Source organism: Kribbella sp. NPDC051936 (genome assembly GCF_040680955.1).
Classification (GTDB): Bacteria; Actinomycetota; Actinomycetes; order Propionibacteriales; family Kribbellaceae; genus Kribbella.
Genome location: NZ_JBFAXS010000009.1, coordinates 254283 through 272577 on the forward strand (window position 1 = coordinate 254283; position 18295 = coordinate 272577).

Sequence of the window (18295 nt, forward strand, 5' to 3'; positions counted from 1 at the left end):
GAGCGCGCCCTCAGTCGCAGGCAATGGGGTGGGTGCCGAGCCGCCGGGAGCGGTGGAGCAACCACTCACCAGCCCCGCCGCAAAAACCAGAGCCAGGAACTTACGCATCCGCGACCCTAACCCATGAAGACATTAGCCAGCAGTACCTGCACGACCATGACACTCCCCTACTGATCTCCGGCGATCGAGGCACTCCGCTCCGTGGAACTCCCGGCGAACCAACTCGCGTCCCTACCGGGTTGTTCCACGGGAGTTGTTTGAGCGAAGGACGCTCCTCTCGGTGGTGCGACGAAATTTCGTCGCACCACCGAACGGCCCGTGTCAGACTCCCCGGATGCCGATCAACGCCGAGCAGGTCGCCGACGCGTTCGGGCTCGGGCTCGTTCTGGACGACCGCCCGTTGGCCAATGGGGATCGCCCCGCCGTCACCCGGATCGTGTCGACGACGAATGGACGCTGGGTGGTCAAGTACGACCGCCTCGGCTCCTCCGACCGCCCTGACCTCGCCGAGTGGCAGCGCACGAAGGCCTGGACCGTGCACCGTTTGGAGAGCGCCGCTGCGGAGGCCGGTATCCCGATGCCGCGCCCCGTCCAGCCGCCCGAGCCGAGCGTGGGCTTCTGGTACGCGCCGTCTGACGCCGGCGGCGAGCTTGTTCGGGTGACCACCTGGGTAGAGGGCCGCGATCTGCGAGACGGCCGCGTCCCCGATGGGGAATTGGCCTCCTGGCTCGGTGGCGTGCTGGCCCGGATCGCCCAACTGGACGTGGCGGTCGACCAAGGCGCCGATGCGTCGCCGGTCCATTCGCTGGACGAGTGGCGGAGCTGGGTCCGGGAAACGGAGGGCACGACTGGCCTGGAGTTGGGCCGGGCGGCCCGCGCCGTCCTCACGGTGGTCGAGGACTCGGCCGACCTGATCGCCGACGCGCTGCGGCACCGCCCGCCCCTGACGATGACCCATGGTGACGCAGCCCGCGCCAACATCGTCGCCACGCCGACCGGACTGGTGCTGATCGACTGGGAGTCGGCGACCGCCGACGTCCCGTGGTGGGACGCGGCGTCGAACGCCGTCCGCCTCGCCGCTCCCGACGAGCGGAGCATCGCGGGCGGAGACCCGCGGATCGTACGATCGCTGATCGGGTCCTACCGGGATCAGGGCGGCCCCGCCGGGCCCGCCGACGCGACAGCCTTCGCCGGGCTGCTCGTCGGGCACCTCAGCTTCACGGCCTGGTGCCTGTGGGTGTCGCTGGGGCACCGTGAGGAGAGCGCCGCACAAGTCGAGTTCTGCACCCGCTCGCTCCTCGACGCCGGCGAACATCTGCCACGGATCCTGCGGGAACTGGACGACTGGGCCCGTCTGCTGACCTGACATTGTCGTACGACGGAGTTTACTGAGCGCTAAGCAGACAGCCTTGCGAGGTGGTGACTACTGCCTACGTCGCACAAGGACACTGACGGAGGGCGGTTGCCTTCCTCACTGACCTCTGCCGCACCTGCGTCGCCGCTCCGACGCTCAGGTCTGCTTGCTCAGCTTTCGGTTCTTTTCAGCTGGTGGAAGCTTCGCTGTCGAGGTCGCAGAGTGCGGGTCTGACGGCTTCACTAGGTCCTGGGGCAAGCACAAGCGTCCTCACACGGTGGCAGCCCCGTGCGGAGCGCTCGCTGTCGACGTGCTCCGATTCATCGAAGAGTCAACCGACTCGGCGGCGAACTCGTACGCCCGGAAGTCCACGGTCCTCGACAGGCATCGACCTACTCGGCTCTCCCCCGTACCCGAGGAACGGGTGTCGCAGATCGGAGGCAGTTCGGCTGTCGGTGGCTGCTCCTAGCATCGCCGCATGAGCAACGACAGGGTGTTGGAGCCGGCTCTGTCTACCTTGCTGGCTCAGGCGTTGATGGCGTTCCGGATCGAGGTGGACAACGAGTTCGAGGCACGGCTGGCGCGGGCGGGGTTCCCGGGGTTCAAGTTGCCAGTCGTGTTCTGGTCGTTGCTGCGTCACGTCGACGACTCGGGTACGCCGGTCGTTGCGCTGCTCGAGCGGACGGGCTGGAGCGCGAAAGAGCTCTTCCCGATGATCGGCGGTGTGGAGCGGTGGGGGTACGTCGAGGTGCGGCTCGAGGCCGGCGGGCCGGTCCGGCGACCGTCGAGGGACGGATACGGGAGCAGTCGCCGGCTGCGCGGTACGTCGGTGGTCATCCCGAGGGCTGTCTGTCGTAGTGCCAAGGAATTCTGGCCGCCGATCATCGCGGCGACGGATGATCGGTGGACGGAACGCTTCGGTCGGGTCGTGATGGGTGAGCTGCGGAGCTCGCTGGCGGCAATCACGGGCATGGACGCGGAAGGGTCGATCGCTGATTCGCTTGCAGCTGCGTTGGAGGCCTTTGCACGCGAGGTTGAGGCAAGTTCGCCGGTGCCGATGGCGGTCGCCGCGAACTTCCTGCCTGCGCTCAGTGCCGACCCGATCCGGGTTCGGGGGTTGCCCGGGCGGACTGGGGTGACTGGCCGGCCGGTGGTCCCGGCGCTCGGGGCGCTGGAGCGGGCGGGAATGATCGCTGTCAGTCCGGCCGAGACGGGCCGCGGCAAGGTCGTCGCGCTGACCCCGGCAGGGCTGCGGGAGCGGGACGCCTATGCGCAGCGGGTGACCCAGGTTGAACGGAGCTGGCGTGCCCGGCATGGTGCGGCGGTGATCGAATCCCTGCGCGGCACCCTCGAGGCGATGACGCCCCGGCTCGCGGACGGCCTGCAGCCGCCGGAGGGATGTTGGCGCGCAAGCCGCGAGTACGCGGCGCAAACCCGAGCGATCCTCGACGACCCACGCTCAGCTCTCCCCCGGCATCCCATCGGCCCCTGGCTCACAACCGGCTGACTAACGGCGCCCCGCCAGCTGTCGAAACATTGGCGACCGCTGGTGGACTGTCGCACGTGCCGGAGGCTTCAGGTAGGGAGATCTTCGACGACCCGCGCCCAGCCCTCCCCCGGCATCCCTCAGGCCCTGGTTCACAACCACCTGGCCGCCCGGATGGCGCCCGCCAGGTGTCGAGACATTGGCGAGTGTCGGCGGACTGTCGCGCACAAGCCGAAGCTGGACAATCCGGACAGCATCCTGGGTGTTGCCTCCGTCGAACTGCTGATCGGCTGCGGTTGCCGACCTTTCCGGCTATTGCCAGGCAGCGCCGCCGGCGGGATGTGAACCGACCCGGCCCGGGAGACCGAGACGCTGGCCGAGGTGACCGGCGAGGTCGTCGGCGTACGACGGAACCACGCGACCGCTGAGCCGCGGCTGTTGAACGGCCGAGCGGTTCAGTAGCCTCGGGTGCCGTCTAGTTGTTCGCGCAGGATGTCTAGGTGGCCTAGGTGCCGGGCTGTTTCTTCGATCATGTGGGTGAGGATCCAGCGCAGCGATACCGGGGTGAACTGTGGTGGTGTGAAGTGCTGCATCGTGTCGAGAGTCAGTTGCGACGATGCGGCTCGACTGCGCGCACTCGGTGGCGTAGCCGCGCAACAGGTCGGTGATAGCGCGACCGTCGGTGGGCCAGCCTCCGTGCTGGTCGCGCTCGAAGGGCTCGTCGGCAAGTGACGGAAAGCTTCCGGCGAACCAGTCGTGCTCGGTCTGCCGGAGATGCGAGACGACGCCGGCGACGGTCATGCGTGGGGACGTGTCCAGCAGGGCGCGGTCGGCGAGTTCAGTCGGCAGGCCGTCCACCTTTCGATGCACGGTTGCTCGTTGCCAGTCGAGGAATCCGGTCAGCACCGCTCGCTCGTCGGCGGTGCCGTCAGGGAAGACGCGCTCCACGCGGGTCAGTTTGTCAGAGCCGCGACGATCGTTCCGAGGACTACTGCGATGACGGCGAAGCCCAGGGCGCAGAGCAGCGGGAAGGCGATTGGGTGACGGCCGGCCCAGCTCACCGTGCCGGGTTGCTGGCGGGCCAGTTGCACCATGGTGATCGGCTTGTCCGATCCGCCGGTGGGCAGGCCGAGGTGGTTGACCAGCCGGTCGAGATCGGAGGGCGCGTAGAGAGCGCCGTTGATGGTCAGCAGGGCTTGCTGGCCGGCGTCGAGTACGACGATGGTCTCGGAGACGGCCCCGGGCTGGACCACCGTTGCCCGCAGCACCGATGCGGCGAGGGTGCGGTCGCGACGGCGGTGGAAGGTCAGGCCGCGAGCCGAAATCTCGGCCGGTGTGACGACGATGCGGGAGCGTGACAGGTAAATCGCCAGGGTGATGGCTAGCAGCAGCGCGAGGCTGATACCGGTGATCAAGGCGGGCAGGCCTCCGGCCAGGACGCCGGCGATGACGAGGACCACAGCGATCACAACAGTGAACGTGAGGACCTGGCGTCGCGGACCCGCACCCGGCCGCAGTACGAGCACGTCGGTTTCATACACGGCCTGAACCCTACGGCAGCACGGGTTCCCGCCCGGCGCGTCGCCAACCAAGCGGCGGACAGGCGCACATCCGCGATGGTCTGCCAAGTTGCCCGTCGGGCTTCCAGGCAAGCTCGATCCTTCAGCGCCTGCCGCTCCAGCAGGATCGCTGTCGGCGTCCTCCTCACGTCGATGACGTTCGTGCTCATCCGCCTGTACGCCGTACCGGCGTTCATCGGATTCACCCTCTTTGGCATCGGGCTGGGAATGTGTGCAGCGCCCTCTGCGGGGATGGTGACCGACGCGGCGCTCTTGTTCAACGTCTTCGCGTGTGTCCGCACCTGGGCAGCCTGCACCCGAGGCGCTGGTGCACAAGTTGTCAGCGATGCTCGGGCGCTGAGGGGGCCAGGTCGTGGTTCAGCCATGCCATGGCGGCGATGACGAGGGCTTGGGTGCCGGTGTCGAGGGTGGGCTGGAGGACCGGGGCGAAGTTCGCGGAGTGGTTGACCGGGATGTCCTGTGCGACCCGGCCGGCCTGTTCGGCGGCCCGGTAGGTGTCGGGGTCGATGCCGCCGATTCCCCAATAGGTGTACGGCGTGCCGAATGCAGCCGGGATATCGCTGAAGTCCTCGCTCGCGCTCTGCTGCGGAAGATGGCCGGCGCGGTCACCGAAGAAGTTCGCGAACGCGGCGGCGACGCAGTCTGTGACGCCGGCGTCGTTGTCGGTCAGGGGGTAGCGGTCGAAGAGCTCGAACTCGGGATCCCGCGGCGAACCGGATGCCGTGCACTCGGCGCGGACGATCCGCTCGATCGCGCCGAGCACGGTCGTCCGGGTGTTCTCGTCGTACGTGCGGACGTTGAGTCGGAGGACCGCATGGTCGGGGATGACGTTGCTCTTCGTACCGGCCTGGATGCTGCCCACGGTCAGGACCGCGGTGTCACCTGGCGCGACTTCGCGGGCGACGACGGTCTGCAGCCGGACGACGATCATCGCAGCGAGGACGACCGGGTCGACGGCGGACTGGGGCATGGAGCCATGGGCGCCGCGGCCGTGCACGGTGATCTTCATACTGTCAGCGGCGGACAGCGTCGGCCCGGAGCGGGTCATGACGGCGCCGGCGGTGAACGGCAGCACATGCTGGGCCATCGCCACGTCGGCCGTGCCGACGAGTGCCGCCAACCGGTCCTCGAGCATGCCTCTGGCTCCGTCGGCGGTTTCCTCAGCCGGCTGGAACACCGCGACGAGCGTGCCCGACCAGGTCTCGGGCGCCTGCGCCATCAGGGTCATGGCGCCGAGCAGGCAGGTGACGTGTACGTCGTGCCCGCACGCGTGCATCACCGCGGTGCCGTCTTCCGCGGTCTGTGTACTGGCGTAGGGCAAACCGGTTTGTTCGCGGACCGGAAGCGCGTCCATGTCGGCGCGGAGCATCACTGTGGGCCCTTCGCCGTGGCGCAGGATTCCGACGACCCCGGTGCCGCCGACGCTCTCGTGCACCTCGCAGCCCGTCTCCCGCAAGCGCGCGGCCACGTTGGCCGCTGTTCGTCGCTCCTGGTGCGACAGCTCGGGATGAGCGTGCAGGTCGCGGTAGAAGTCCTCTTGCCAGGGCCGGACCGAGTCGAGGGCGTTCAGGACTGCGGTCGCGGTATCACCGTCCATGTGTCCATCATGCTCCGCGCTTGGTGCCCGGCGGCACCGGTGCGTTGAGGTCGTAGCGGACGCCGAGCATGCGGATGAGGAAGCACACGCCCGCGGCGACGACCGCTGCGGGGAGGCCCGTTGCCCCCAATCGGTCCGCGGCGACGACGACGAGCGCGCCCAGAAGCGCCGGGATCGCGTAGAGGCCGCTGGTCAGGACCGACGGGATCTCGCGGATGAGGACGTCACGTAGCGTCCCGCCTCCCACCGCGGTGATCGTGCCGAGGATGACCGCCTGGCTGAAGCCGACGCCGAACTCGAGTCCTTTGAGAGCGCCGCTGACCGCGAACAGGCTCAGACCGGCAGCGTCGAGGATCAGGATCGGTTTGGCGACCCGGTCGAGGTGGCGGCCGAAGACGAACGCCACGAGGCCGCCAACAGCTGCCACCGTCAGGTACCGCCAGTCGCTGAAGGTGGCAGGCGGCAGCGCGTCGAGCAGGATGTCGCGGATGATGCCGCCGCCCAGCGCGGTGCACATGCCGAGCGTGACCACACCGACGATGTCCACGCGGACGACCCGGAGCGCGGTCAGGGCGCCGTTGAGGGCGAAGGCGAACGTGCCGGTCAGGTCCACGATCAGAAAGGTCGACGACGCAGTGCTCACCAACCCTGTCTACCGGAGACACGCGCGACGAACCAGCCTGGTGGACGCCCGGACCTGGCGTGAGTGAGCACCTTGCCAAACGCGCCGCTCGGTTACTCCCAAAGCTCCGGTGCAGTGATTGCCCTGACGACGTCGAGGTAACGGTGGACCGCGGCGGATGCTGTGGCGTTTCCTTCAACGCGCGAGAGTACGACGGACAGCTGGGCGCCGACCCCGGCGGCGGAGGGCGCGTTCAGCATCGACGCCATCGCCGCAGCTTTGTCCAGGTCGCCACGCGCGATGTGTTTCGCCGCCAAAGGCAGCATGGCCAAGGCGAACACATCGGGATCCGGTGCAGGCCCTGGCGTGCCTCGGCCCACCAGGTCGAGCGTGCCCGACAGATCGAGATTCCCAGCCCTGCCGGTCCCCGCCACCAGCCGAGATCCTCGGGGTATTGGCGCACCTGTCGGCCACCAGTACCAGTCGACCCACAGCGGCAGCGGCCCGGCGTCGTACATCGCTCCGACGTACCCACCGCCGGCAGGTCCGTTGCCCGGCATCGCGTAGCTGAGCAGCGGCTGGTCGAGGACGCGCTCTCCGCCGACGACGATGATGTCGACGTCGCTCCACTCGTCAGCTGTTCCGGCCCCGAGTGAACCAGTCAGCCAGACTGCCTCGGCCCGTAGGCGCGGCACGGTCTCTGCCAGCCACCGGGCTCGCCCGTGAGCCAGCGCCGCCAGCAGGCTCCGTGCCTCGTCCGGCGTCACGGGACGTCAGCAGGCTTCGAGGACGAAGAAGATGAAGCAGATGAAGCGCGCGGGGTGGTTCTGGTGCGGCGGGCGGAGTTCGGGCGGTGTGTCCGGGGAGATCGGAGGTTCGCTGATGACGGAGATGCGGAAGTCGGCCGCGGTGAAGGCGTCGTTCATCGCGTGGAGCGGGCGGTGCCAGTTTCTGTAGGTGACCGTGCGGCCGGCGTGCTCGGCGTCGTACGAGAACTCGGCGATGTCGAAGTAGTTGGCATCGGGGTTCAACGCCGTGTACACGATTGGGTGGTTCACCGACAGGATGAGGCGCCCACCAGGCTTCAGCACCCGGCGGAGCTCGGCCAGCGGCCCGGTCCAGTCCTCCAGGTAGTGCAGCACGAGCGACGCCATGACGTCGTCGAATTGCGCATCGGCGTACGGGAGCGGCTTCGCCAGATCGGCGACCGTCAGGTCAGCGTCCTCCCCCAGCCTCTCGCGGGCCAGATCGAGCATTTGTGCGCTCACGTCGAAGCCGGACATGATCGCGCCCCGATCGCGAAGCGCCGCGGACAGCGGTCCTGAACCGCAGCCGACGTCGAGGATCCGACGGCCTGCGACGTCACCAGCAAGGTTCAGCATGGCCGGCCGCTCGTAGTGGCCGTTGAGCAGATTGAGTTCGTTGTCCGCGGAGTACGCCGCAGCAAACTCGTCGAAATCGGTCGTCGGCACCTGGCGCTCCTTGGTACACAGCTGGTCGAACACCCGATCCAACATCAACCGCCGGGCGCTGTCGAGGAAGGCGTCAGCAAGGCCCTGTTGTCCGCGACCCATCGCAGCTCGGCCGCTTCTTCGTCGATCATCCCGTCGGCAACCCAGCTGCGTTGCGGCTCGATGCCTTGTGCAGCCAGGGACAGGACGAGGTCGATCGTTGCCTGACCACGCCGGACGATGGCGTCGACCACGTCGAACCGCGGCGTCGGGCCGTACGCCGTCAGGAAGCGCCGGATGCGGTCGCGACGATTCGGGACGGCCGGGAAGTGGTGCCATCCCAGGCAGTGTTCGTCGGCTCGCGTCGGCGCGAACCAGAACAGGGCGTACGCGATGTCGTCGACGGGATCGCCAGGATGCAGGTAATCCCAGTCGAACACTCCCCTCGCCTGTCCATCTCTCCACACGAAGTTCCACGGGCCGGGGTCGCCGTGACAGAAGACTTGGCCGGGTTGTGGCGGTGCGGCGAGCACTGGGTGTCCGAACACTGCGTCGGCTGGCGGCACCCAGGTACGCGACGCGTCGTGAATCCGGCGCAACAGTCGCGCCGCCGATTCAAGTCCCTCGACGTCGTGCTGATGTTGCCACGCGTCACCGCCCGCGTCCCCTTCGAGCAGGCGCAGCATCTCCGTCGTACCGTCGTTCGACAACGGCTCGGGAACCGCGTCCTCCAGTCCCTGGGCGCGCAGGTGCTCGAGGAACGCGTGCACCGTCGCCGTCTGCGCGGACGCGGGACGAGTCACGATCCCGTCAGCAATCCTCACCGCCCGAAACTCCGCATTCGTGTCGGCTGCCCGAGTGCGCGCGGAGGTTCCGTCCTCTTGGGTCATGCCGGCGACGGGTGTTCGCGGCTGCGGTAGGTCAGGAGGCCTTCCACGCCGCGGAGGAAGGTGTCGCAGACGGGTTTGGGGTCGGTCAGGCAGCCGGCGGCCATGGCGCCGTCGCGGAGCATGACGAAATGCCGGGCAGCGGGTTCCGCGTCGATCTTTCCGAGGTCGGTGAACAGCTCGGTCATCGTGTCCAGGAACCACTGCCGGTGACTCAGCACGGCCTGGTGGACTCCGAACTCGGGGTCGGGATACTCCGCGGCGGCGTTCAGGAACGCGCACCCGCGGAACCCGTCGCGCTGGATGTCCTCGGCGATGAACCGGCTGACGGCCCGGATGACGTCCTCGGGGCCGGCGCTCTCGGCCCGTGCGATCTCGACCCGTTCACGGATCGCCGCGTCGGCCCGGGTCAGGTACGCGACGATCAGGTCGTCCTTGCTCGGGAAATGCCGGTACAACGTCGCCCGCGTCACCTTCGCCTCGGCGACGACCCGGTCGATCCCCACGGCGTGGATGCCGTCGGCATAGAACAGCTCGCCGGCCGTGCCGAGCAGCCGCGCCCGCGCTTCTGACATCCGCTCCCCTTCGATCTCTCGCAAGTGCTGCCGAGATTAGCAGACAGAACGATCGGTCTTGACAATACCGTGCGTCATCGGACAACCTCTAGTAGACCGATCGTTCTATCTACCCCAACAGCGAGGATTCCGTGTCCACCTCCTATGTCACCAAGCCCGACGCCGGTCTCAAGGCGCTCCGTACGCTGTACTTCGTCCGCTTCGGCTTCGCCGTCGTCTGGGCGGTCCTGATGATGGGGATCGGCAAGACGATCAACCCGGGAACCGTCGTTCTTCTGCTGGCCTATCCCCTGTTCGACGTCGCCGCGGCCGTGGTCGACTTCCGTACGTCGGGTGCCGCCCGCCCGAAGACGCCGCTCTACGCCAACATGGCCCTGAGCCTGCTCACCGCCGTCGGGTTGGGCATCGCGTCCGCGTCCGGCATCCCCGCCGTACTGCGGGTGTGGGGCGCGTGGGCGATCACCGCGGGTGTCGTGCAACTGATCGTCGCGATCCTGCGGTACCGGCTCGGCGGTCAGTGGGCGATGATCCTCAGCGGCGGTATCTCGGTGCTCGCCGGCGGCAGTTTCGTCGTGATGGCCGGCGGGCCGAAAGCCTCCCTCACCTCCGTCGCGGGCTATGCGATCCTGGGCGGCGTGTTCTTCCTGATCTCCGCGGTCCGCCTGCACCGCCTCACCTCGAAGGCGAACTGACATGACGGACAGCACTGTGGACGTGGTCGTCATCGGCGCCGGACCCGTCGGCGAGAACGTGGCCGACCGCGTCGTCCAGGGCGGCCTCACCGCCGCGATCGTGGAGCACGAACTCGTCGGCGGCGAATGCTCGTACTGGGCCTGCATGCCCACCAAAGCCCTGCTCCGCGACGCCGCCGCGCTGCGTGCCGCTCGGGCACTCCCGGCCGCGGGCCAGACGGTCAAGGGTGATCTGGACCCGGCCCTTGTGCTCGCCAGGCGCGACCGGTTCACGTCGAACTGGAGCGACGCCGGCCAGGTCGAGTGGCTGAACCAGGCAGGCATCACGCTGGTCCGCGGCCACGGGCGTGTCACCGGACCTCGTATCGTCGCCGTTACCCACTCAGACGGTACGACGACAACGCTGCACGCGAACCAGGCGGTTGTGATTGCCACCGGAAGCAGCGCGTTCCTGCCGCCGATCCAGGGATTGGCGGACGTCAAGCCGTGGACGAGCCGCGACGCGGCCGGCGTACGGTCAGTCCCGGAGCGGTTGGCGATCATCGGCGGGGGCGTCGTGGCCTCCGAGATGGCGACCGCGTTCATCGCGCTCGGCGCCCAGGTGACGCTCGTGTCGCAGAGCCGGCTCCTGCCGGGTGTCGAGCGGTTCGCCGGCGAGCAAGTGGCCGCCGCTCTGCGCTCGGCCGGAGCGACACTGCACCTGGAGGTCGACTCCACCGAGGTACGCCGGGACACCGCTGGAGTAGTGCACCTCACGCTCTCCGACGGCACGTCCGTCGAAGCCGACGAGGTTCTCGTCGCCACCGGGCGGACGCCCAACACGAAGGATGTCGGCCTGGACAGCATCGGGCTCACGCCAGGCGACTGGTTGCAGGTCGACGACGCGCTCGCCGTCCTGGATGACACCGGCGAACCTGTCGGCGACGGCTGGCTGTACGCCGCGGGCGACGTCAACCAGCGGGTCCTGCTGACCCATCACGGCAAATACCAGGCTCGTGCGCTCGGCGACGCGATCGCCGCACGTGCCCGCGGCGATCAGCTGGGCCTGGGCAGGTGGGGACGCCATGCGGTGACCGCCGACGTGCACGCCGCGACCCAGGTGATCTTCACCGATCCCGAGGTCGCCGCCGTCGGGCTCTCCGCGGAGGCCGCGGCGGCAGCCGGCCGGAAGATCCGGGTTGTCGACTACGACCTCGGCGCGGTCTCCGGGGCCGCACTGCACGCCGACGACTATCGCGGACAGGCGCGCATGGTCGTCGACGACGACCGCAACGTCCTGATCGGCTTCACCGCGGTCGGGCCCGATGTCGCCGAGCTTCTGCACGCCGCCACGATCGCGATCGTCGGCGAGGTGCCGCTGGACCGGCTCTGGCACGCGGTGCCGGCGTACCCGACGATCAGCGAGATCTGGCTGCGCCTGCTGGAAACCGATGGGCGCGATCGTTAGCTCGTGAAAAACTCGGCGTCGTGCGGATCAGTGAGGCGAAGGCGGACGACGTACCGGGGCTCGCGCGGTTGTTGTGGCTGAATGGCTGTGACAAGGAGCCGGAGCAGCAGGCAGTCGATGCATTCGCGGCGAAGCTCGGGCAATGGTGGGACGCACGCGACGGCTCGCATGTCGCGTACGTCGCCCGCGAGGACGCGGCCGGGATCGTCGGTATGGCATGGGTCGCGATGGTCCCGCGCGTACCGCGTCCTGGGATGCTGAGCCGGATGTCGGCCGATATTCAGAGCGTCTTCGTGCTGCCCGAGCAGCGCGGCCGCGGGATCGGGTCGGCGCTGGTGCAAGCCGCCGCGGACCACGCCGTACGGCTCGGGTCTCTGCACGTGACGGTTCACTCGGGGAGCAAGGCTGTGCCGGTGTACGAGCGGCTGGGGTTCGAGTCGTCGCGTCAGCTCCTGCAGCGGTACCCGGACAGCCACGTTTAGCGGGCCCGGAAGCTGCGTCGGTACGCCATCGGTGAAGTCCTGATGTGCTTGGCGAAGTGCTGGCGCATCGCGACCGAGGTGCCGAAGCCGCAGTGCCGGGAGATCTCCTCGACGGACAGGTCGGTGGTCTCCAGCAGCTCCTGAGCATGATGTACACGCTGCCGCAGCAGCCATTGCAGCGGCGTCGTGCCGGTCTGTTCCCGGAATTTGCGGTTGACGGTGCGCGGGCTGGTCCCGACGTACGCCGCGATGTCCGCCAACGTGACCGGTTCGCCCAGTCGTTGCCGCAGCCACCGCATCGCCGGCTCCAGGGAACCGTGGTCGTCGCCAGGCTCGGGATGTGCGACGTACGGCGCCTGGCCGCCGTCGCGCTGCAGCGGTACGACCATGTGCCGGGCGACGTCGGCGGCGACCGCGGAGCCGAAGTCCTGACGGATCATGTGCAGGCACATGTCGATCCCGCTCGCCGCACCGGCCGAGGTGAGGACGTCGCCGTGGTCGATGAACAGCACGTCGGTGTCGACCTGCACCTGCGGGTACCGCTCGGCGAGGTCGCGCGCACGTGACCAGTGCGTCGCGATCCGGCGGCCGTCCAGCAAGCCGGATTCGGCCATCACCCGTGCACCTCCCGCGCTGATGGAGGCGATCCTGACGCCACGCCGATGCGCCTCACGCAGCAGACCGAGCATCTGGGCCGACGACGCCCGCCCCGACGTGGCGCCGATGACCACGATGGTGTCCGAGTCGAGCGCATCGGCGAGCGTGTACGGCGGCGTGCACCCGAACATCTCGACGCCGCCGACGCCGGCCACCACCACCTGGCGGGCCTCGCCGCACACCCGCAGGTCGTAGAGCCGCGGCCCGAACAGCTCGCCCGGCTTCTTCTCCAGCGAATGCGCCGTACTGAACACCTGGAGCGGCATCGACAGGTCGAAACTGTGGATCCCGTCCACGACGAGGACTGCGATCCGGTGCATGGCGATAATCTATCGGACGACGGCATTCTTGCCACTGTCGTCGGGCGGTGATCGCTTCGACGATGGAGCACATGTTTCTCGCGGTTCTCCTGTCAGTCGGCTCCGTCGTCGTTCTCCTCGCGATGGGTCTGATCACCGGCCAACTCCTCGGTGACGACGCCGAAAGCTGGGCGCGGCGCGTTATGCGGGAGAGGAAGGCACGTCACAGCAACGCGGCGGGAGCCGTGGTCAGCCGGCGAGTTGCTGGAGGCGGGTGGCGCTGTCCGGGTTCGCGGGGAGGAAGGTTTCGATGGCCAGGCTGGCGGCGGTGACTTCCAAGGGGGCGCCGATGGTGGCGATGAGGGTGAAGAGGCGGACCGGGCCCAGGCGGGTGTTGAGGTCGAGGGTGACCATGGGTTGCTGGGCGGGTGCCGTCGGGAGCTTGTCCGGCAGGTAGCTCTCGACCTCGGCGAGGAGGTTGGCGAGGGCTACGTCGGCGGTGTCCCGGCTCTTGCGTTTGAGTTGGTGGATCAGGCCGAGGCTGCACGCGGCGGTCATCGACGAGATGCTGGGGAGACCGCCGGGGTGGACGGACAGGCGGAGCATGTTCATCGGGGCTTTCAGGAGTTCGGGGTCGACGCCTTCCCAGAGCAACGCCGCGGCGTGGTTCGCGTCGACGAGGTTCCAGAGGCCGTCGACGATCAGTGCCGGGTTGGGCATGTGCGCGTCGATCAATTCGCGCAACGGTTCGCGGAGCGGGAGCATCGCGGCGGAGTCGTACGGCTGGTCCAGGTAGCGCGGCGCGTACCCGCCCGCGAGCAGCAGCCGGTTCTGTTCGGCCAGCGGCAGGTCGAGATGGTTCGCGAGGTGGACCAGCAACTGCCGGCTCGGTTGCGCACGGCCGGTCTCGACGAAGCTCAGATGTTTGGTCGACACCTCGGCGTCGATCGCCAGGTCCAGCTGGCTCATCCGCCGGTGCGTCCGCCAGAAGCGCAACAGCTCCCCGACGGTCTGTGGCTCCTCCAGCACGGTCACGAGCTCAGCGTACGGCGGCCGCGCGCCGCGCAGCCATTACCCGCGAGGTAACTGCACCAAGGAGGTAATTGAGCCGCTCCCCTGCCGCCCGGGATCGTTGCCGGTGTTCGCACAACGACCTGGAGGCAACCACCATGAACCCAACCACCATGAACCCCACGTACACCGCCGTCGCCACCGCGTCCGGACGTGACTCCCGCGCCGTCACCGCCGACGGGCAGCTGGACATCCAGCTCGCCATGCCGAAGGAGATGGGCGGCACCGGCGACGGGCTCAATCCCGAGCAGCTGTTCGCCGCCGGGTGGGCGGCCTGCTTCTCGACCGTACTGGACATCCTGGCCAAGCGTCAGAACCTCGACGCGAAGGACGTCGCGGTGACCGCCGAGGTCAGCCTCGTCCCAGCCGGCGGGAGGCTCGACCTGGCCGCCGTCCTGCGGGTCGAACTGCCCGACCACCTGCGCGGCGAGGTCGGCGACAAGTTGCTCGAGGCAACCCACGCGACCTGCCCGTACTCCCGCGCCACCCACGGCAACATCTCCGTGGACGTCATCGCCGAGTGAGCTTTCAACCGGTGAGCCGGGCATCCACGCCGTGAGTGGCGAACAGCTCGTGCAGAGCCGCGTGCCCCTGGGTGAAGTCCCACTGTTCGGCGCGCAGACCGGCGGCGCGGGCGCCGGTGATGTTGCGGGGCATGTCGTCGATGAACAGGATCGCGCCGGCGTCCGCCCCGATCCGTTCCACGGCCAGCGTGAAGAACGCCGGGTCGGGCTTGGCGACGCCGAGGTCGTACGAGTAGCAGCTGACGTCGAACAGGTCGTCGTACCCGAGCGCCGCCCGCATGTGCGCGCCGCGGTAGTTCTCCTGGTTGGTGCCGAGGTGTACGCCGTACCCCTTGCGCTTCAGGGCCCGCACGATGTCGAGGGACTCCTCGATCAGCACAATGTTCTTCCACACCGCGTCGTACACCTCGGTCACCGGCGTGCGCACGCCGTACTTCACCAGTGACGCCTCGAGCACCGGCAGGTAGTCGCCGCGTCCGGCGAGCATCGGCAGCTCGTCGGACCAGGTCTCGTGCAGGAAGTCCCGCGCCCGGTCGCCGAGGTACGGCTCCATGGCCGCGTACCACCCGCCGGGCAGGTCCTGCAGGACGCCGTCCGCGTCGAACAGCACGTGCCGGATGCGCTCATTCATGCAGGACAGGATGCCGGACCGGCTCCTCGGCGCCCACAGATTTCTCCTCCTCCGGTACGTCGGCGGCTGCTTCCTGCCGGACGCCGTACAGGGCCGCGCGGACCTCCCGCGGGACGTTGCACATGGTCAGGACGGGTCTTGCAGGATGCCGAGGACGTTGCCGTCGGGGTCGGTGAGGGTGGCGACGAGGCGGCCCTGGCCGACGTCCTTCGGGGCGTCCTTGAGCGTGCCGCCGGCGGCGGTGATCTCCTTGATCTTGGCCTCGATGTCGGTCACGTGCCAGTACGCGATCGGCGAGGTCATGTCGCTGTTCGGGACCAGGCCGATCTGCTGCCCTTCGGCCTCGTACCCGACGTAGTACGGCGAGTCCGCCATCGGCTGGACACCGAGCAGCGCGGTGTACACCGGCTTGGCCTTCTCGAGGTCGGTGACGGGGTGCAGGATCGTGTTGACGCCTAGCGTGGTGGTCATTTCGTCGCTCCAGAATCGTGGGCCGCAGCCCCTGACGTTTACTGACTCCAACGCTATTTCGCACCCGCTCCCGGTGCTTCTCGATTCCTGATCAGTTCGGCCCGACGTACTCCGCGAGGTGCTTTCCGGTCAGCGTCTTCGGCTTCTTGATCAGGTCCGCCGGGGTGCCTTCGAACACGACCTTGCCGCCGTCGTGGCCGGCGCCGGGGCCGAGGTCGATGATCCAGTCGGCGTGCGCCATCACGGCCTGGTGGTGCTCGATGACGATCACCGACTTGCCGGCGTCGACCAGCCGGTCCAACAGGCCGAGCAGTTGCTCGACGTCGGCCAGGTGCAGACCGGTGGTCGGCTCGTCGAGGACGTAGATGCCGCCCTTCTCCCCCATGTGCGTCGCGAGTTTCAACCGCTGCCGCTCGCCGCCGGACAGCGTCGTGAGCGGCTGCCCGAGCGACAGGTACCCGAGGCCGACGTCGTTCAGCCGCTCGAGGATCTTCTCCGCGGCCGGTACCCGCGCCTCGCCCTCGGCGAAGTACGTCAGCGCCTCCGACACCGGCATCGCGAGCACCTCGGCGATGTTCTTCCCGCCGAACGTGTACTCCAGCACGGCCGCCTGGAAGCGCCGGCCCTCGCACTCCTCGCACGGCGCCTCGACGGTCGCCATCACGCCGAGCTCGGTGTAGATCACGCCCGCGCCCTTGCACGCCGGGCAGGCGCCCTCGGAGTTCGCGCTGAACAGCGCCGGCTTCACCCCGTTCGCCTTGGCGAACGCCTTCCGGATCGGGTCCAGCAGACCTGTGTACGTCGCCGGGTTGCTCCGCCGGGACCCGCGGATCGCGCCCTGGTCGATCGCGATGACGCCGTCGCGGTCGGCGATCGAGCCGTGGATCAGCGAACTCTTCCCGGATCCGGCGACGCCGGTGACGACCACCAGGACCCCGAGCGGTACGTCGACATCCACGTCCTGCAGGTTGTTGGTCGAGGCCCCGCGGATCTCCAGCGCGTCCGAGGACGACCGCACCGACGGCTTCACCGAGGCCTTGTCGTCCAGGTGCCGCCCGGTCAGGGTCCCGCTGGTCCGCAGCTTGGCGAGCGTGCCCTCGAACACCACCTCGCCGCCTCCCGACCCCGCGCCGGGACCGAGGTCGATCACATGGTCGGCGATCGCGATCGTCTCCGGTTTGTGCTCCACGACGAGCACCGTGTTGCCCTTGTTGCGCAGTTGCAGCAGCAGCTCGTTCATCCGCTGGATGTCGTGCGGGTGCAGACCGATCGTCGGCTCGTCGAACACGTAGGTGACGTCGGTCAGCGACGACCCGAGGTGGCGGATCATCTTCGTCCGCTGCGCCTCACCGCCGGACAGCGTGCCGGCCGGGCGCTCCAGGGACAGGTACCCGAGGCCGATGTCGACGAACGAGTCGAGGGTGTCGCCGAGCGCCTTCAGCAGCGGCGCGACCGACGGCTCCTTCAGGGCCCGGATCCAGGCGGCCAGGTCGGTGATCTGCATCGCGCAGAGGTCCGCGATGTTCTTGCCGTTGATCTTCGACGCGCGCGCCTCGGCGCCGAGCCGGGTGCCCTCGCAGTCCGGGCAGATCGTGAACGTCACGGCCCGCTCGACGAACGCGCGGATGTGCGGCTGCATCGCGTCCACGTCCTTGGACAGGAACGAGCGCTGGATGGCCGGGATGATCCCGTTGTAGGTGAGATTGATGCCCTCGACCTTGATCTTGGTCGGCTCCCGGTACAGCAGGTCGTGCAGTTCCTTCTTGGTGTACTTCTTGATCGGCTTGTCCGGGTTGAAGAAGCCGGAGCCGCGGAAGATCCGCCCGTACCAGCCGTCCATGCTGTAGCCGGGGATCGTCAGCGCGCCCTCGTTCAGCGACTTGTTCTCGTCGTACAGCGCGGTCAGGTCGAAGTCGGTGACCGAGCCCATGCCCTCGCAGCGCGGGCACATGCCGCCGGCGTACACCTGCTCGCGGACGACCTTCTTCTCGCCGGCGCCCTTGTCGGCCGTCATCGAGCCGGTCGCGGTGCGCTTCGGGACGTTGAACGAGTACGCCGTCGGCGGGCCGGCGTGCGGTGTCGCGATCCGGCTGAACAGGATCCGGAGCATCGCGTTCGCGTCGGTCGCCGTGCCGACCGTGGAGCGCGGGTTGGCGCCCATCCGCTCCTGGTCGACGATGATCGCGGTGGTCAGGCCGTCGAGGACGTCGACCTCGGGGCGGGCCAGGTTCGGCATGAAGCCCTGGACGAACGCGCTGTAGGTCTCGTTGATCAGCCGCTGCGACTCGGCGGCGATGGTGCCGAACACCAGCGAGCTCTTGCCCGAGCCGGACACCCCGGTGAACGCCGTCAGCCGGCGCTTCGGGATCTCGACGGAGACGTCCTTCAGGTTGTTCACCCGAGCGCCGGTCACCCGGATCAGGTCGTGGCTGTCGGCAACATGCTCCGCGCGGCCCATGCGTTCGTCCT

At 68.5% G+C, this 18295-nt stretch carries 19 protein-coding genes and 1 pseudogene; 6 read left to right on the forward strand and 14 right to left on the reverse strand.

The features are described 5' to 3' along the window. Positions 1 to 334: 334 nt before the first annotated feature. Complete coding sequence (locus AB0L64_RS31545) at positions 335 to 1366, forward strand: aminoglycoside phosphotransferase family protein (RefSeq protein WP_363716026.1); 1032 nt, start codon at positions 335 to 337, stop codon at positions 1364 to 1366. A 466-nt stretch (positions 1367 to 1832) separates the two neighbouring features. Further along, on the forward strand, positions 1833 to 2861 hold the full coding sequence (locus tag AB0L64_RS31550; RefSeq protein WP_363716028.1) for a hypothetical protein: 1029 nt from the start codon (positions 1833 to 1835) through the stop codon (positions 2859 to 2861). A 434-nt stretch (positions 2862 to 3295) separates the two neighbouring features. Here AB0L64_RS31550 and AB0L64_RS31555 read toward each other — a convergent pair. The 8 genes and pseudogenes from AB0L64_RS31555 to AB0L64_RS31590 form a co-directional block, all read right to left on the reverse strand. Further along, positions 3296 to 3788: pseudogene (locus AB0L64_RS31555) on the reverse strand (DinB family protein). 5 nt (positions 3789 to 3793) lie between these two features. Then, positions 3794 to 4309, reverse strand: coding sequence for a hypothetical protein (locus tag AB0L64_RS31560; RefSeq protein WP_363716030.1), 516 nt, complete (start codon positions 4307 to 4309; stop codon positions 3794 to 3796). Positions 4310 to 4739: 430 nt separating this feature from the next. Then, positions 4740 to 6017, reverse strand: a complete 1278-nt coding sequence (locus AB0L64_RS31565; RefSeq protein WP_363716032.1) for an amidohydrolase — start codon at positions 6015 to 6017, stop codon at positions 4740 to 4742. Positions 6018 to 6024: 7 nt separating this feature from the next. Further along, entirely contained in the window at positions 6025 to 6660 is a 636-nt protein-coding gene (locus AB0L64_RS31570) for a TRIC cation channel family protein (RefSeq protein ID WP_363716034.1), read from the reverse strand. Positions 6661 to 6752: 92 nt separating this feature from the next. Then, a complete protein-coding gene (locus tag AB0L64_RS31575; protein WP_363716036.1) occupies positions 6753 to 7334 on the reverse strand; it encodes a nucleotidyltransferase domain-containing protein in 582 nt (193 codons plus the stop codon). 78 nt (positions 7335 to 7412) lie between these two features. Beyond that, positions 7413 to 8111, reverse strand: a complete 699-nt coding sequence (locus AB0L64_RS31580; protein WP_363716038.1) for a class I SAM-dependent methyltransferase — start codon at positions 8109 to 8111, stop codon at positions 7413 to 7415. A gap of 44 nt (positions 8112 to 8155) precedes the next feature. Continuing rightward, positions 8156 to 8980, reverse strand: a complete 825-nt coding sequence (locus AB0L64_RS31585) for a phosphotransferase (RefSeq protein ID WP_363716040.1) — start codon at positions 8978 to 8980, stop codon at positions 8156 to 8158. Next, positions 8977 to 9552 carry a TetR/AcrR family transcriptional regulator gene (locus AB0L64_RS31590; RefSeq protein WP_363716042.1) on the reverse strand — a complete coding sequence of 192 codons (576 nt, stop codon included), beginning with the start codon at positions 9550 to 9552 and terminating at the stop codon, positions 8977 to 8979. Before AB0L64_RS31590 ends, AB0L64_RS31585 begins: the two co-directional genes overlap by 4 nt. A 131-nt stretch (positions 9553 to 9683) precedes the next feature. On the opposite strand from AB0L64_RS31590, the gene AB0L64_RS31595 reads away from it, so the two are divergent. Genes AB0L64_RS31595 through AB0L64_RS31605 form a run of 3 tightly spaced genes read left to right on the forward strand, consistent with a single transcriptional unit; the run spans position 9684 to position 12173 of the window. Further along, on the forward strand, positions 9684 to 10244 hold the full coding sequence (locus tag AB0L64_RS31595) for a hypothetical protein (RefSeq protein ID WP_363716044.1): 561 nt from the start codon (positions 9684 to 9686) through the stop codon (positions 10242 to 10244). 1 nt (position 10245) lies between these two features. Then, positions 10246 to 11691 carry an NAD(P)/FAD-dependent oxidoreductase gene (locus tag AB0L64_RS31600; RefSeq protein WP_363716046.1) on the forward strand — a complete coding sequence of 482 codons (1446 nt, stop codon included), beginning with the start codon at positions 10246 to 10248 and terminating at the stop codon, positions 11689 to 11691. 20 nt (positions 11692 to 11711) lie between these two features. Then, on the forward strand, positions 11712 to 12173 hold the full coding sequence (locus AB0L64_RS31605; RefSeq protein WP_363716048.1) for a GNAT family N-acetyltransferase: 462 nt from the start codon (positions 11712 to 11714) through the stop codon (positions 12171 to 12173). Here the strand turns inward: AB0L64_RS31605 and AB0L64_RS31610 are convergent. After that, the gene (locus AB0L64_RS31610) at positions 12170 to 13150 is read right to left on the reverse strand and encodes a helix-turn-helix domain-containing protein (protein WP_363716050.1); all 981 of its coding nucleotides are present in this window, start codon (positions 13148 to 13150) and stop codon (positions 12170 to 12172) included. The genes AB0L64_RS31605 and AB0L64_RS31610 overlap by 4 nt on opposite strands. Before the next feature lie 228 nt (positions 13151 to 13378). Continuing rightward, a complete protein-coding gene (locus AB0L64_RS31615) occupies positions 13379 to 14164 on the reverse strand; it encodes a helix-turn-helix domain-containing protein (protein WP_363716052.1) in 786 nt (261 codons plus the stop codon). 134 nt (positions 14165 to 14298) lie between these two features. Between AB0L64_RS31615 and AB0L64_RS31620 the strand changes: the two genes are divergently transcribed. Next, positions 14299 to 14724 carry an Ohr family peroxiredoxin gene (locus AB0L64_RS31620; RefSeq protein ID WP_363716054.1) on the forward strand — a complete coding sequence of 142 codons (426 nt, stop codon included), beginning with the start codon at positions 14299 to 14301 and terminating at the stop codon, positions 14722 to 14724. 4 nt (positions 14725 to 14728) lie between these two features. Here AB0L64_RS31620 and AB0L64_RS31625 read toward each other — a convergent pair whose 3' ends face one another. The 4 genes from AB0L64_RS31625 to AB0L64_RS31640 form a co-directional block, all read right to left on the reverse strand. Further along, complete coding sequence (locus AB0L64_RS31625; RefSeq protein WP_363716056.1) at positions 14729 to 15355, reverse strand: HAD-IA family hydrolase; 627 nt, start codon at positions 15353 to 15355, stop codon at positions 14729 to 14731. Beyond that, positions 15348 to 15479, reverse strand: coding sequence for a hypothetical protein (locus tag AB0L64_RS31630; RefSeq protein WP_363716058.1), 132 nt, complete (start codon positions 15477 to 15479; stop codon positions 15348 to 15350). The genes AB0L64_RS31625 and AB0L64_RS31630 overlap by 8 nt, the downstream gene beginning before the upstream one ends. Before the next feature lie 2 nt (positions 15480 to 15481). Beyond that, positions 15482 to 15826 carry a VOC family protein gene (locus AB0L64_RS31635; protein ID WP_363716060.1) on the reverse strand — a complete coding sequence of 115 codons (345 nt, stop codon included), beginning with the start codon at positions 15824 to 15826 and terminating at the stop codon, positions 15482 to 15484. Positions 15827 to 15917: 91 nt separating this feature from the next. Then, positions 15918 to 18284, reverse strand: coding sequence for an excinuclease ABC subunit UvrA (locus AB0L64_RS31640; RefSeq protein WP_363716062.1), 2367 nt, complete (start codon positions 18282 to 18284; stop codon positions 15918 to 15920). Positions 18285 to 18295 lie beyond the last annotated feature (11 nt).

What these genes read in the sequence shown, in the direction of transcription:
- AB0L64_RS31545 (WP_363716026.1), top strand. Translation starts at nt 335, where the DNA reads ATGCCGATCAACGCCGAGCAGGTCGCCGACGCGTTCGGGCTCGGGCTC.
- AB0L64_RS31550 (WP_363716028.1), top strand. Translation starts at nt 1,833, where the DNA reads ATGAGCAACGACAGGGTGTTGGAGCCGGCTCTGTCTACCTTGCTGGCT.
- AB0L64_RS31565 (WP_363716032.1), bottom strand. Translation starts at nt 6,017, where the DNA reads ATGGACGGTGATACCGCGACCGCAGTCCTGAACGCCCTCGACTCGGTC.
- AB0L64_RS31585 (WP_363716040.1), bottom strand. Translation starts at nt 8,980, where the DNA reads ATGACCCAAGAGGACGGAACCTCCGCGCGCACTCGGGCAGCCGACACG.
- AB0L64_RS31590 (WP_363716042.1), bottom strand. Translation starts at nt 9,552, where the DNA reads ATGTCAGAAGCGCGGGCGCGGCTGCTCGGCACGGCCGGCGAGCTGTTC.
- AB0L64_RS31600 (WP_363716046.1), top strand. Translation starts at nt 10,246, where the DNA reads ATGACGGACAGCACTGTGGACGTGGTCGTCATCGGCGCCGGACCCGTC.
- AB0L64_RS31610 (WP_363716050.1), bottom strand. Translation starts at nt 13,150, where the DNA reads ATGCACCGGATCGCAGTCCTCGTCGTGGACGGGATCCACAGTTTCGAC.
- AB0L64_RS31620 (WP_363716054.1), top strand. Translation starts at nt 14,299, where the DNA reads ATGAACCCAACCACCATGAACCCCACGTACACCGCCGTCGCCACCGCG.
- AB0L64_RS31625 (WP_363716056.1), bottom strand. Translation starts at nt 15,355, where the DNA reads ATGAATGAGCGCATCCGGCACGTGCTGTTCGACGCGGACGGCGTCCTG.
- AB0L64_RS31630 (WP_363716058.1), bottom strand. Translation starts at nt 15,479, where the DNA reads ATGTGCAACGTCCCGCGGGAGGTCCGCGCGGCCCTGTACGGCGTCCGG.
- AB0L64_RS31635 (WP_363716060.1), bottom strand. Translation starts at nt 15,826, where the DNA reads ATGACCACCACGCTAGGCGTCAACACGATCCTGCACCCCGTCACCGAC.
- AB0L64_RS31640 (WP_363716062.1), bottom strand. Translation starts at nt 18,284, where the DNA reads ATGGGCCGCGCGGAGCATGTTGCCGACAGCCACGACCTGATCCGGGTG.